This is a genomic window from Actomonas aquatica, from assembly GCF_019679435.2.
Lineage (GTDB): Bacteria > Verrucomicrobiota > Verrucomicrobiia > Opitutales > Opitutaceae > Actomonas > Actomonas aquatica.
In genome coordinates this window covers 3,922,920-3,937,333 of sequence record NZ_CP139781.1, presented here as the reverse complement: position 1 = coordinate 3,937,333, position 14,414 = coordinate 3,922,920, and the positions used below count along the sequence as shown (strand labels likewise).

Genomic DNA, 14,414 nt, shown 5'->3' with positions numbered 1-14,414 from the left:
CGGATCACGGCGAGTTCAGGAGGTCGGCTCCGGGCCCGGGGCGTAACCGTCCTCGGTGCCGGTGGCCGGATGATACTGCCCGGTGCGGGTGGTGCCTTGGCGGTAGTTGTAGAGCTCAATCACGCGCAACAATTCAGACAGGCTGATTTTACCATCCTGATCACTATCGCCACTGTGGAACACCGTAAGGTTGCCAGACTCACTGTCGGCGAGGTCCGGATTCGACGCGAAGCCATCCTCCGTCCCGCTCTGCACCTTATAATGGCCCGTGCGAGTGGTGCCATTGCGGGTGTTGTAGAGCTCGATAACGCGCAGCAATTCGGACAGACTGAAGAAGCCATCCTGATCGCTGTCACCCGAATGGTAGGCCGGGGCTTCCGTGATCACCAAAGGACTCGGCGTCACGGTGAAAGGTTGCTCGGGGTTAACGCCATCGCGGAAGAGCACGGTCGACGTAAGCTCCACCGAACCCGTTTGTCCCGCCGGCACATTCAGCGTGTAGCTGAAGGTGACCGGGCTGACCGGAACCCGAGTGAACGCGAAGCTAATGTTACCGGTATCACCTTCCTCTGGCGGAACCCACGCGAAACCCGGATCGTTGGTGGAAGCAAAGCTCCAACCGGCGGGCAGATCCACCGACCAACCTACCGTGACGGCCGCTCCCGTGTAGTAGAACGTCGTCTCGATCGTAACGGTGCCTCCAGCACGGTAACCCGCGCCGACCACCGCATGCGTGGCATAAATGTCCGAGGCGGTTTCCACCACCACCGTCGCGGTGACGGAATCGACGGAGCCGAAGGAATCGGTCACGCGCACCCAATAATCAGCCGAGGCGTCGAGCGCTGGCGTCGTGTAGGTCGCCGCCGTGGCCCCGCTGATCGGAGCCGTGGTGTCGCCACTCGTGCCCGCATACCATTGGTAGGTGGCATCGCCTGCCTCGGAGGTCGCGGTGACCGCGAGGGTCGCCGTGGTGCCGGAGCTGATCGTGGTGCCACTGGGCTGGCTGGTGATGTCCGGACCGCTGAGCACGGTGAGCGTCGCGGGGGCGCTGTCGACCGTGCCGTTGGCGTTGGTGAGACGCAGGACGTAGGTGCCCGCGTCGTCCGACTGCACATCAGCGATCTCCAGCATTCGGCTCGTTGCGCCCGTGAGTTCCGCACCGTTCTTGAACCATTGGTAGGCCACGGTGGACGAGCTGGCCACGACCGGCTCAAAACGAGCCGTGAATCCGCCCGACACCGTGAGCGACTGCGGCGCGTGCAGGAGCACCGGCGAGACGATCGGCTCACGCCGATAGGTGTCGTAGACCTCGGTGAGGGTCAGGCCGGACTCGTTACCGTTCATGGTCAGCGAATAAACGGAATTGCCATTGAAGTCGGTCACGACCGCGGCATCCGCCGAGCTCGGGTCCAACATGGGAGCCACGGCATCCGAGAACGCCGTCATCAGCTCCGTGGTGCCACCCCAGTTGTCGTTGCTGGCAAGGGTGGTGCCACCAGCGAGCACGGTGAGGCTGGGATCGGAAATCGCTCCGGCCAGGCCGAGGCTGGGACCGATCGCGCGCACCAACAGTTCGGCGGAACCGACATCGGCCGTCGTAAACCCAATGTTGAGTTGGCCACCAGTGGTGCTGGGGGCCAGGGCACCGATATAGACCAAGCGGGAAGTCGAGGCCGACCCGTCGAGGTCGTAGAGTTCCGCAATCACTTGGCCGGCATCGGCACCGGCCACCTGCAGCGTGTAGCTGCCGGGCGGCAGGAGCGCGATCACCGCGGCATCGGCCGAACCGTCGGCCAACGAGAGCGCGCCGACGGAGCTGGCCGCTGCAGCCAAAACGCCTCCGGTCGAATCCCAGTCATCGTTGCCGGTGACATCGAAGCCGAGTTCGTCCACGACGAGCAGGCTGGGATCGGCCATGACATTAGGAATGCCGAGGGCACCCAACGCCGGTCCGACGACGCGGATGAGCAGCTCCTTGTCACCGCTGCCTTCGATGCGGAACGGCACACTGGCCGTCTCCCATTGATCGAGCTCGATGCGGGCCGAGTAGTTCAACAGCACCCGGCCGGGGGGCGGGGCTTCAAACACGTTGATCCAAGCCCCGTCGGAGAGGCTCAGACCATCCGGACCCGTGACAGCGACGTCGTAGTAACCGGCGTCTTCGAAACCGAGACCGCTAAGGACCAAGGTGCTGCCAGTCGCCCCCGGGATTTCCTGGCCCTCATGGCGCCATTGGTAGGTGAAGGGACCTTCGCCGACGACGCCGACGCTGAGCGTGATCTCGTCGCCCTCGGTGTAATCGCCACCCATCGGATGGGCTTCGATGTCGACCGGTTGCGGTGCGACGCGGCGGAGCGAAGCGCTACCTCCATCGTCGGAGTAGAGGAGGGTCCACCTGTAGTCCCAGACCCCGGCGTAGGTAACGCCTTGCGGGTGGGAGAGTCCCCACTGGCCGTTGGTGTCGGCATCAATGTCGAAGGCGGTGAACCGGCTCGTCATGTCTTCCCAGGTCCAGGAGCCATGCTCGATGCCGCTCTGACCATCCGCGTCCTGCTCACCTTCTTCGGCGTGGAAGTAGGTGCCATCGGCCAACAGAACGACGTAGGCACCGCCGTTCTCCTGTTCGCTGAAGTCGTTGAGCGACCAAGCGCCCACCATCGTGTGAGTGGGATGGGTCACGCGATTGAGCGTCACCACCTCGTCATTTGGAATGGTGAGCGTGAGCTGGTCACCCGAAACACTGAGGGTGAGGTCACTGCGGAAGTTGATGCCGTCGAGTCCTTGGTCACCATTAAAGTCGGCGACGGTGGTCACCGTAAACAGGCCGGACTCTTTATCCCAGCCGTAGTGACCACGCTCGTAACCATTGGCCTCACCGAGGTTGATACCGAGGCCGATGTGCACGTAGGAACCATCACGGTCGAAGATCACGGTGAAGGTATGATCAGAGGTGCCCGCCACCCAAGCGCCGACGATGATGTCGTCGCTGGGACCATCGAGCATCGGAGCCGGTTCGAAGTCGGCCAGATAACCGGCCGGGAACTCGATCACGAAACCCTGCTGCTGGCCGTATCGGCTGCCAGAACCATAAATCAGACGACCGTCGCGCGACACGCCGAGGCCATCGTCAAAGCTCCAGCCATCCAAGCCCGCATCCATTCCGGCCAGCGCCTCCTGGAGGGAGAACCAACCGTTGTAATTGTGGATGTAGGTGCCGCCTTCATGGGTATCCACGTCGTAGAAGGAGCAAACGATCACACTGAAGTCGTCCGTCGTCCCGGCGATGTTGAGCGGATACACGTCCGGGCGGGGTGCGCCCAAGGTGGTCACGCTACCGTCGGAGCTGTTGTGCACGAAGAGCTCACCAGCAGGGAAATCGGAGGAGTCACCGCGCAGCAGCGTGTGAACACCATCGGCCGAAACCGCCATCGCGGAGGCCCAGAAGCCGGTTTCCAAGGTCGGCAGCACCGTCATACCGGCACCCACATCGTAGCGGTAACCACGCAGGGTGTTATACTCCGATTCGATGTCCTCGAGGTCGCCCACCACGACGGTGCCGTCGGCCGACATACCACGACCACCAGCCACGAAGGCCCATTCGTAGTCGGGTAGCGTCGGCACGATTTCGGTGACCGAAACGGGATCGGTGCTCAGGTCGGTGAGGAAGGCATGGTAGCCTCCGGTGTCGACCCAGTAGAAACCGCCCAACTGGTTGCCGTCGGCGGAGATCGTCGTGGCCGCGCTGTAACTGCCGAAGTTGGTCGGATCCGGCAGGCGTTCGACGCCGAAGCCATCCACGGTAACGCGCGATGCCGCCCGAGTGTTGTCGAGCGCCACGCGAGTGCGATTGGCGATGTGGGAGGCGGTGGGCGTGATGGCACTGGCCGTAACAAAGCCAAAACCTTGGGAGTCGGGCTCAATTTCCGGCAAGAGGTAGAGGCCGCTGTCCGAGCGCCAGTAAACCCCCGTGTCACCGGCGCTACCCTCATTGCCGCGACGCACCGAGGTGCCGACCGCATGGATGACGCCGTCGACCAGCGTGGCATCACGCACCTGTGAATAGAAAGCACCGCCCGGTAGATCGCCGATACCATAGATCGGACCCGATCCGGCGAAGGCGCCCGCCATCATGAGCGTGGAGGTGCTCCCGGCGAAGCGTCCGTTGTCGTCCTCGACCTCAACAGCATAGAAGCCGGCGTCATCAGGCCCTGCGTTCTCCAGGGTGAGAATCGGTCCGGTCTCTCCGGGCAGAATGATGCCGTCCTTTCTCCAGACGAAGACCGGGTTAACCATACCAGCCACCGAGGCATCAAGTTCGATGGTCTCATTGCCAGCGTAAGTGATGTTGTAGGGCAGCTCTCCGTTCACAAAGCCGATGGTCTTCACCAAGCGCTGGAACGGTTGGATGTTGACGCCGGCGTAGGTCTGATAGGAGCCGGCGAGAACCAATCGGTCCTGGGAATCGACGCCCACGCCCATCGCCGTCGCGAAGTAGGCTTGGAATTCGATGTCGGTCGCGAAGCTCGTGTCCAAGCTGCCGTCGTTGTTGAGCAACGCGATGCCCGGCAGCGCGTGGCCGTTAAAGCTATCGAAGAAGCCGGCGACCCAGAACTGACCGTTGCCGGCCGGCGTGACCGCCGTGATGTTGCCGTTGCGGTTGGGGGCCGCGAGGAACGACGCGCCCGAGCCTACCCTGGCGGAGAAGTCGGAATCGACCGCACCGGTATTGGTCAGACGGACGATGCCCGGGGAATACTGGTCGCCATACCAGGTGAAGCGGCCGAAAACGATGACCGAACCATCGTCCAGTGCGACCGCCCCATTGAAGGGGGTGTAGGCCACATCGGCCCGCACCTGGTCGGCGACTCCACCGTTGGTCTGCGCATCGGTCACTGTCGGATAGCTCTCGAAGGTGCCCCACCAGATGCCCGGCGCGTTGTAGTTGGTATCCAGAACGCCCTCGGCGCTGAAACGCTGAATGGTGTGGAGCATCCCGCCCGTCCACTCCCCGTAACCATCGATGGTCGTGCGGGCGTAGAAGTTGCCGTCGGCATCGACCGTGAGGATGCGGAAGTTACCAATACTGAGATTGCGAATGGAGCCATCCTCGTTGCGGTAAACGGCACCGAGAGCCGGCAGGGTCGGAGTGCCAGTGAACGTGTCATCGATCGCTCCGGTGGAGAGCAAACGGGTGAAGCCGGTCTCATCGTCGATCACCCGTTGGGCATCTGCCGCCCAGGCGAGGATCTTCCCACTGGAGAGCACCTTGGTCTCAACGCCCGTCATGCTGCCGATCTCGCTGTCGACCGCAAAGGTCTCGTCGAGCGTGCCGTCGCTGTCCAAGCGCACCAAGCCGCGCTCGCCAGTGACCTGGTCGGTCGTGGTGGCGAGGATTTGGTTACCGGGGGTCACTTCGGCGAAGACGACTCCGACCGGCCACTGGAGGGACGAGGGATTGAAGTTGGTATCGACGCGGCCGTCGGAATCGATCCGCACGATGCCGGGCCAATACGTGTCACCTGCTTTGGAGAAGCCTCCCCAAGTGAGGATTCCGTCATCCTCCATGATGGCGAAGCGGTTGGGGAAGGTCGCCAATTCAAACCGGGCCACGTGGAAATCGGTGTCCCAGGTGCCATCGCTGTTGAAGCGGACCCAGCCACTCACATCGGGCGTGTTCTCCGCCGTCTCGAGCAACGTGCCCCATTCGGTCGGCACCACGATCTTGCCGTTGGTATCGACGGCGAACCAGTAGGCCTCGCCGCTGAAGGAGGGCGCTTGGAAGGTGCTGTGCAGTGCACCGTCGGCGTCAAAGCGGGTGACCGACTGACCGACGATGCTGAAGTCGTCGTTGGCGTGCAGATGCAGCAAACGCGCGCGCGGGCTCATACCGGCGTCGCCTTGGCTGACGTGAGTGAAGGACGTGTCGAGCGAACCGTTGAGGTTCAGTCGCACGACCGCCGCGTCGAAGGTGCCTTCGTTCCCGTCGGGCACATAGAGCGGGTTGCCCGCGACAAGCAGTTTGCCGGCATTGTCGCCCTGGGTCTGCAAGGCGAGGCCGCGCACCTGGTAGGGCGCGTTGTCGTTGGGATTGATGCCGGACGGATACCACTCCGTATCGAGGGAGCCGTCCGCGTTGAGGCGAGCGACCGCCGGTCGGTATTGGTTGTCGACCGTCCAGAAGCTGCCGCCGATGTAGATCTTGCCGCTGACGGGATCCACGACCGGCGGAGCGAAGATGACGCCGTTCAACCAGACTTGGTGAAAACTCTCATCCAGCGAGCCGTCGGTGTTAAGACGGGCGATCCACTGCGGGCCGCCGTTGCTGCCGTTGTTGCCGGTCGGCACAACGATCAACTTCCCATCCGGCTGCAGCGTCATGAAACGCGGCAGGCCACCCAGGACGGGAGACTGGTAGTTGGGATCCAGGTTGCCGAAAGCGTCGAACTTGAAGACCCGCGGCAGCGCCTGGCCACTGATGCCACTCTCTTCCGAGGCCACGCCGCCGACCAACACACCGCCGTCCGGCAGCGGCTGAACCGCCCAGGCATCGTTGAGGGCCGCACCCGTGTTGAAGGAGCCGTCGACCGTGCCATCGGCGTTGATGTGCACCACCGGACCGGTGACGACACCATCGGCGCCGGAGAGGTAGTTGCCATTCACCCAAGTGCCGTAATAGCCGCCGTTGCCATCGGACGTCACCCGGCCGGCGAGACGGTCGGACGTGAGTTGGGGCGCGTTGAAGCCGTAGTCGCGCCGCCAGAACGCGCCCGCGCCGGAGAGACGCACCTCGACCATGTTGGTCTGCTGGGTCTCGCCGTTGGGTGCGGTGAAGACCGCGTAGTAATAACCGGCAGTGTCATTCTGCCCAAACAAGTTCAACTCAGCGTCGTTGGCGCCTTGGATGGGCTCGTCGTTACGATACCACTGAATGCTCACCTCGGCCTGCGGGTTGTCGTAACCGACGCGCAACGCGCCGGAGTAACCGTAGGGAATAGAGATGTTCTGCGGCTGGGCGTAGATGTTGACCAGCGGCAGCTGCAGCATGCGGTGGAAAGCCACCGGATACCATTCGTTCTGCGTGCGGTAGGTGCCTCCGAGCAACATCGCCCAGCCGCCCTCGGTCGGCGTGATCGTCATGTCGCTTCCCGTGTAAGGCAGCATTTCGATGAAGGCGTTGAAGTTCGCCACGCGGCTGCCGTCGGACTCAAGTTGCACCACACCCGGCGCAGGTTCACCGGAGAAGGAATCGAAGTAACCCGTCAGCCAGATGCGCTCATTACCCGCCACCATGATATCGGTGATCTGCGCGAGCCGATTGGGCGCCGCGTCGAAGGCAACGCCACTGCCCGTATTAAACCCGTAGTCGAAGCTGCCGTCGGCATTGAGCCGGGCGATGCCCGAGCGGGCTTCACCGGCGATCTCCTCGAAGAGGCCGCCCACGATGATCTTGTTGTCAGGTTGCGCCACCACCTTCTGGAAAGGGGAACCGACGTAGGTCGTGGCAACCTGCCGGTAGTTCTCGGTGGTCGTTTGGTAGATCGACGGGAACGTCACGCCATTGGTAAGCCAGTTGATCGTTGGCGCGGAGAACGTTTGGGGAGCCTCGACGACACCGGTGCTGCTCGTGCGCACCAACGTGATATCCATCGAGGTCTGATTCTCGACATAGGGTCCGACCGACTTGCTGAAGATGAGCCGACCATTGGCGTCCTCAGCCATGAAATTGAGATAACCCAAGGTCATTGCCTGGATCACATCGTCGCCATCGCGGAAAACCGCGCCGACGTCCAACAGCGCTGCTCCGTTGAAGTTGGTGTCAATGGCTCCTGTATCCGTCAGTTTCGCGATGAGCAGGTTGCCGTCGTAGAGTCGCTGGGCGTTCACCCCCACCAGCAGAATCGAACCATCGGAGAGCGGATTCAAACTCACGTCGCCCAGCTGGCCGGCAAGGGACTCGTCGATCGCAAAGCCCGTGTCGACCGAACCACTGTCGGTCAGGCGAGTGATCTGGGACCCGCCGCCAAACGGATCGAAGATCGTGACCAGGATATCGCCGTCATCGGCGACATGCGCGCTACTGACGTAGGAGGGCGGGTAAGCGAAGTCGGTGCTGAACGAATAATCGATGCTACCGTTGTTAAAGAATCGAACGATACCCGGCCGGGGCTCGCCGTTCACCGTATCAAAATTACCCCAAACGAGGAAACGACCATCGCCCTCCCCGTATCCGTGCACACCACTGGGATAAACGGTGCGCGTGAACTGCGGAGCGTTGAAGTTACCGTCGACCACACCGGTCGGATCAAACTTCACAAACGTCGGGGCATACTCGCCATTGATCCAAGCCCCCTGTTGCGGCGGCACGATCACACTGCCGTCGGAGAGCGCTTCCATCCAGAAGAACTCGGTGGAAAAAGTCGGCCGGGAGTAAGTTCCGGATTCCCCCGGATCGTTGACCGGCGCCGGAAACTGCACGCCATCGGCGCTGAACCGCGCCACGCCACCACCCACTATCACGATACTGTCGTCGGGCAGGACCTCCACCAAGCGCGGGCGCGCATACATGCCGGCGTCGCCCTGGGTCGTCAGGCTGAACGTGGTGTCGAGCGATCCGTTCGAGTTGAGGCGGATGAGCGGACGATTGGCCGCAGCGTCATCAGAGCCGGGAACGAGAATCGTGCCGCCAGCCACGATTACCTTACCGGCGTTGTTTCCCTGCGTCTGCACCGCGAGGCCGCGGATCTGGTGTGGTGCCCAATCCGGATTATAGCCCGAGGGCACGAAACTCGAATCCAAGGTGCCGTTGGCATTGAGCCGCGCCACGCCGTGACGCGTCGCTCCGTTGACGTTGTCGAACACCCCACCGATCAAAATCTTCCCGTTCCCGTCGATGACCGGCGGAGCGAAAATAAAGCCACCCGCCAAATCGGGCTCATTCCAATTGCCATCCAAAGAACCGTCGGCGTTCAACCGGGCCAGCGTCGGGATCCCTCCATTGCCACTATCCCCGCTGGAGGGCACCACGATGAGCGAGTCGTCAACTGGATCGACGGCAATGAAGCGCGGAATGCCGCGGAAAACCGGGGACTGGAAGCTGTAGTCCCAACTGCCATCGTAGTTCAGGCGATAAACCCGATACTGCGGCAGACCCGTCTGGTAGGTCTCATCGCCAGAAATGCCGCCCACCACGAGTCGACCGTCAGATTGGAACGCGATCGCCCATGCGTCGGTGAGGAGCGGCCCCATGTTGAACGAGTCGTCCAACGACCCGTCACCATGCAGACGGATGATCGCGCCATACTGCCCGCGGTCCCTCACACCGTCGATCGCGCCGCCATTGTAGAACGAGGCGTAGAGCTTGCCGTCCGGCCCTTCGGTCACGCGATCGGCGATGACGTTCTGGGTGAAAAGAGGAGAATTGAACCATCCCTCCGGAGCCCAGTTGTCAGTGGCTCCCGCCACCGCGGCTCCCAGCATCACACCGGCAACCATGGTCCATTTCTTGATTGATCTCGCCCAAGAGCGAAGCGATGGGGGGAAGTCGGGCCGTGCCAATGCACTGCCTTCCAGGCGGGGAGTCGACGACAGGAGCATCCTCTAGATGAACCGGTTGCCTGACGCTATCGCTATGCAAAAATCGTCCAGAATTAAAAATAAGGTTAATTCTTACCACCAATAAGCCTTATCGGGCCCAGTGCCCCCACCCGATCAGGGATAGGCAAAATTGCGCAAATAGCTGGCAAATAAAAAGTAAACCCAGCCAATGCTTCCAGCCTCGACTTGCATTCTTCCGCCACTTCGTAGGATGAACTCCGTGGATCCTTCTCCCGCCCGCATCCTCCTCGTCGATGACCACCCACTCGTGCGTGCCGGCATCGCCGCATTGCTGGAAGCCTGCCCGGACTTGACGATCTGCGGGGAAGCCAACGACGCCATCAGCGCCAAAAAAGCCGTCACGCATCTTAAACCCGATGTCGCCGTGCTCGATCTCATGCTGGGCGACCAGGACGGCCTCACCCTCATTCGCGAGCTTCGCCAGCTGCGCCCCTCGCTTCGCATCGTCGTGCTCACCATGATGGAGCCCCAAACCTACCGCAGCCGCGCCTTCGCTGCCGGAGCCGACGATTTTGTCCACAAAACCGACGGCATCGAGACCACCATCGCCGCGCTCCGCGGCCGCCAAGACGGCAGCAACGTCTCAACATTGAGCGCCGCCTCCCTCATCCAGACCCCCGGCTTCGACGTTGAAAAACTCTCCGATCGGGAACTCCAGGTCTTCCGTCTCATCGGCCTCGGCCGCACCACCAAAGAGATTTCCGTGGCCCTCGGTATCAGCCCCAAAACCGTCGATGCCCACAAAGAGCACATCAAGCTGCGTCTCGGCATCACCAACGCCGCCCAGCTGATCGCTCAAGCGGCTCAGTGGACCGCATCCAACCGCGGCTGAGCCGCTTTCGCTGCCCCCCGGAAACGGCCGTCGGCGATCAACCCTCGCTCGCACCGTCCGCCAGCCAACGCTGCATCGCCCCCTCCAGCTCGCGACTCACTGCCTCGCGTGGCGCGACCGCCTCCGCCACCGATTCCAAACGGCGGCATAGCGTCAGCAGCGCCACGTCCTCCACCACCCCTGCGCTATTGGCCAAATAGTGGGCCGCCCGGCGCACCCGCAGGGGGTCTCCAACCTTCACCGCATCGCGCACGTCCTCCCATTGGCGCCGCGCGTCCCGCCGGAATATCCCCTCCAACCGAGCCCGCGCCCGGCTCACCGGATCCTCAAACGGTGCCGCCGAACGACGTCCATCTTTCGTCGGCCCAGCCAGCGCCGCACACAGCTCCGCCAGCCTCACCGGTTTGGACAAAAACACATCCATGCCCGCGGCCAGCGCCTCCATCTGGTCCTGCTGGCTCGCATGCGCACTCACGCCGACCACTCGCACCGACCGCGAGCCCGCGCCCGGGGCACGCAACCGCCGGGCCACCTCCATCCCACTCAATCGCGGCAGCGCCAAATCGAGCACCACCGCATCAAACGCCTCCGCCAACAAGCGCTGCCAGGCCAACTCACCATCCGGCACCCATTCACAACGCGCTCCGCGCTCCGCCAAGACCGCCTGAAAGAGCTCCGCCACCAACGGATTGTCCTCCGCCACCAAAACCCGTTTGCCCCGCAACGAGGCCAACATCTCCGGCGACTCCACCCCTCGCTCGAACGCCGGGGGAGGCACCACCTCCAAGCTCCACTCCGACCAAAATACCGCCCCCGCGACGCCATCACTCGTCACCCCGGCGTCGCCCCCCATGCGCCGCGACAATGCCGCCACCATCGCCAGACCCAACCCGGTGCCCTCCTGCAAGGCCGCCGCATCCAGACGGGCAAACGCGCTGAACAGTCGCGCCTGATCCTCCAGCTTCACCCCCGGCCCCGAATCCTCCACCTCCAGGCGAATTCGCCCCGCTTCCGCCGCCCGCAAGCGCGCCACCACGCGCCCGACGTCCGTGAATTTCACCGCATTACCCACCAGGTTGTAGACCACCTGCTGCACCCGCACCGCGTCCGCCAGGCACCAACGCCCCTTGAGCTCGTCGGCCACCTCCCACTCCAAACTCAACCCCTTCGCCTCCGCCTGCGCCGCCAATGAGGTCACCGTCTTCTCGACCAAGCGATCCAGCTCCACCGGCGCTTCCACCAACTGCAACCGCCCCGCCTCCATCGCACTCAGATCCAGCAGGTCATTCACGATGCGTAGCAACAGGTCTCCATGCTCCCGCAGCCGCCCCAGCCGCGCCCGCTGCACGGCATCGCTCGCCTCCCGCTCCAGCAACTCACTGTAACCCAGCAACGATTGCAGCGGTGTGCGCAACTCATGGCTCACCTTGGCCAGAAAGGTCGACTTCAACCGATTGGCCTCCGTCTCCGCCGCCGCCCGTCGCCACGCCCGTTGTTGGGCTCGCACCGACCGCCGTTGCAATACCACCACAAACCCGGCCACCAACCCCAACGCGATCACCGTGAGCGGACCCACTCGCCACTTACGCTCCAGACTCTGGAAGAATTCCTGCCGCACATAATCCAACCAACCCAATACCTGCCCATCGCGCGTCAAAATCGGCGCCCGGCAAAAATAGGCATCCCCGATCTCCCCCACCACATCCCGCTCGATGTAGGGCTCCGCCCGCGCCCACGCCGCGCGATCCGCCGCCGTCGCCTCTCGCTCCACCCTCACAAAGGAGGACTCCCGCGGCAACTGACTGCTCGCCAACTCGATCAAAAGCCCGTCGCGGATCACCAGAATCCGCGCGCGATCCAAGAACGGCGTTTCCATCACCACCTGCGCCAACTGCTCCCGCAGCGCCTGTGCCGCAACACTGTCCAACCACGGCGCCCGCAAAGCGCGCGGTTCCCGGTCCAACGGACTCACCTCCACCCGCTCCAACTGCCACCGCACATCCACCAGATCCGCCAACGGCTCCCGCGGAAACACCATCGCCTCCGCCGCCACCGCGCGGAGCCGATGCCGCTGCAACTCCAGCCGATTATCCAATCCCATCTGGTGGGCGTAGCCCACCCCCAACCCCAACCATACCGCGGCCAACGTCCCAAACAGCCACCACTCCCGCCGTCTCTGCACCGCCTCCTCGGCATCGATCAATTCCTCCGTCTCCCGCAATACCTCCCGCCCAACCACCACCATCAACCCCACGCCCACCATCCCGTAAAAGACCGCGGCGCCCAATCCCCACACCGTTGCCGCCGCTTCCCGTTGCCCGCCTCCCGTCCACACCGCCAAAGGACCGACCGTGGACAGCCCCATCATCGCCGCTCCCGCCGCCAAACCCCACCGTGACACACCCCGCGGCGCATGCCGCCCCTGCAGAAACGCCCCCAGTCCGACAACCGCAGCCAACGCCAGCGAACCTCCCTCCGGTGCCCCCAACGCCCACGCGCCCGCCCCCGCTGCCGCCGCCAAACCCAGCCAGCGCCACCACCCAGCCAGAGCCCGCCACCACCACCACGCCGCTACCGCCGCCCACCCCAACACCATCAGAAAATCCCCCAACAACTCCACCGGGATCAACGCGGGCTCATAGACATTGGTCGTGCCCGGCACCAACCGATCCTGAAACCAGTCAAAGGTCGGATCAAAGATCATGAACTGCACCGCCGTCGACCCGATCGCCATCATCCCCAAAGCCGGCAACCAGCCCCAACGCTGCCCCCGCTGCGGGTGCCGCCAGCTTACCAGCACCACCACGGCCCAAACCACCAGGACCACGAACCAAGCATAGTCCTGGTGCACGGCCACCCGGCGCAACCACACCGGCACTACATCGATCAACACTCCGTCAACCATCTTGGGGAGGCACGCTGCCAGCGTCCGCCCCTGCATCGCAAGTCCCGGCCCGTCCCTGTTATCAGTCTACAAATAGCAAAAATTTGCCAGAACTTGGCAGGCGTATTGCAGTCTCAGCACTTCAACATGCGACACATGCTTTCATCCTTCTGGTTGTCGATCCGCTGCATCTGCTCCGCCCAAGTGGCCAGCAAAGTCATTTTCGCGCGCGACCCCCAGCCGCTCACGCGACCGAGTTACCATACCGTCGAGCTGACCCGGCACTCCCTGCCGCGATAAGCAGCGAGTTCACCTCGCCGCCGTCCCGCGATCCCGCTCAGGGCGCCTCGATGTAGCCATGCCGGATCGCGTAGTGCACCAACTGCGCCGGCTCGAAGAGGCCCAGCTTGTCTTTGATCGTGGAAAGCACGTTCTGCACGGTCTTCGCGCTCACCCCCAGCCGATCGGCCATCGCCTTGGGGTTCTCTCCACTGGCGAACCCACGCAGCACCACCTGCTCCCGCGGCGAAAGATTGGCCGCTGAAGACTGCCCCTCGCCCACCATATTGCCCACCAACAACGCCGACGCCGTCGGGCAATAGTAGGTCTCCCCCGCCAACACCCGCGTGATCGCCGTGCGCAGCGTCGAGAGGTCGGAGCGCTTCATCACAAAACCCTGCACCCCCAGCCGCACCGCCTCACGCACCAGATGCCCCTGCTCATTGGAGGACACAAACAACCAGCGCGTGCGCGGCAGCTTCGGACCGGTTTCCCGCAACACCTCGAAGCCCCGCCCATCAGGCAACATCCAGTCGGCGATCACCAGGTCGGGTTTGTGCTCCCGCACCGCCGCCGTGCCCTCCGTCACCGAAGTGCAGTCGGCCACCAATTCATGCCCCAAATCCTCCCGCACCAAATGCGCCATCATCTGGCGCACCATGGAGTGGTCTTCGATCAGGAGTATTTTCGCTGCTTGGCTCATTCCGAATCCTACCATCAGGCCCCGGTGTCCGAACGGGAGACCCCGCCCGCGGGCCGGGAAAAGCTCCCGGCAGCCTGGTGATTTTTTCCGCCACGTCACCA

General features: G+C 63.3%; 5 protein-coding genes. 2 read left to right on the top strand and 3 right to left on the bottom strand.

The genetic code is table 11. The annotated features are described in order from the left end of the window. Positions 1 to 15: 15 nt before the first annotated feature. Positions 16 to 9,492, bottom strand: a complete 9,477-nt coding sequence (locus K1X11_RS15270) for an Ig-like domain-containing protein (protein ID WP_324726001.1) — start codon at positions 9,490 to 9,492, stop codon at positions 16 to 18. Positions 9,493 to 9,805: 313 nt separating this feature from the next. On the opposite strand from K1X11_RS15270, the gene K1X11_RS15265 reads away from it, so the two are divergent. Beyond that, positions 9,806 to 10,447, top strand: coding sequence for a response regulator transcription factor (locus K1X11_RS15265; protein ID WP_221031678.1), 642 nt, complete (start codon positions 9,806 to 9,808; stop codon positions 10,445 to 10,447). Between the two features lie 37 nt (positions 10,448 to 10,484). Here the strand turns inward: K1X11_RS15265 and K1X11_RS15260 are convergent, their stop codons facing one another. Continuing rightward, on the bottom strand, positions 10,485 to 13,340 hold the full coding sequence (locus K1X11_RS15260; protein WP_221031677.1) for a hybrid sensor histidine kinase/response regulator: 2,856 nt from the start codon (positions 13,338 to 13,340) through the stop codon (positions 10,485 to 10,487). Positions 13,341 to 13,487: 147 nt separating this feature from the next. On the opposite strand from K1X11_RS15260, the gene K1X11_RS15255 reads away from it, so the two are divergent. Next, positions 13,488 to 13,631, top strand: coding sequence for a hypothetical protein (locus tag K1X11_RS15255; RefSeq protein WP_324726000.1), 144 nt, complete (start codon positions 13,488 to 13,490; stop codon positions 13,629 to 13,631). A 37-nt stretch (positions 13,632 to 13,668) separates the two neighbouring features. On the opposite strand, the gene K1X11_RS15250 is transcribed toward K1X11_RS15255, so the two are convergent. Then, complete coding sequence (locus tag K1X11_RS15250; protein WP_221031676.1) at positions 13,669 to 14,313, bottom strand: response regulator transcription factor; 645 nt, start codon at positions 14,311 to 14,313, stop codon at positions 13,669 to 13,671. Positions 14,314 to 14,414 lie beyond the last annotated feature (101 nt).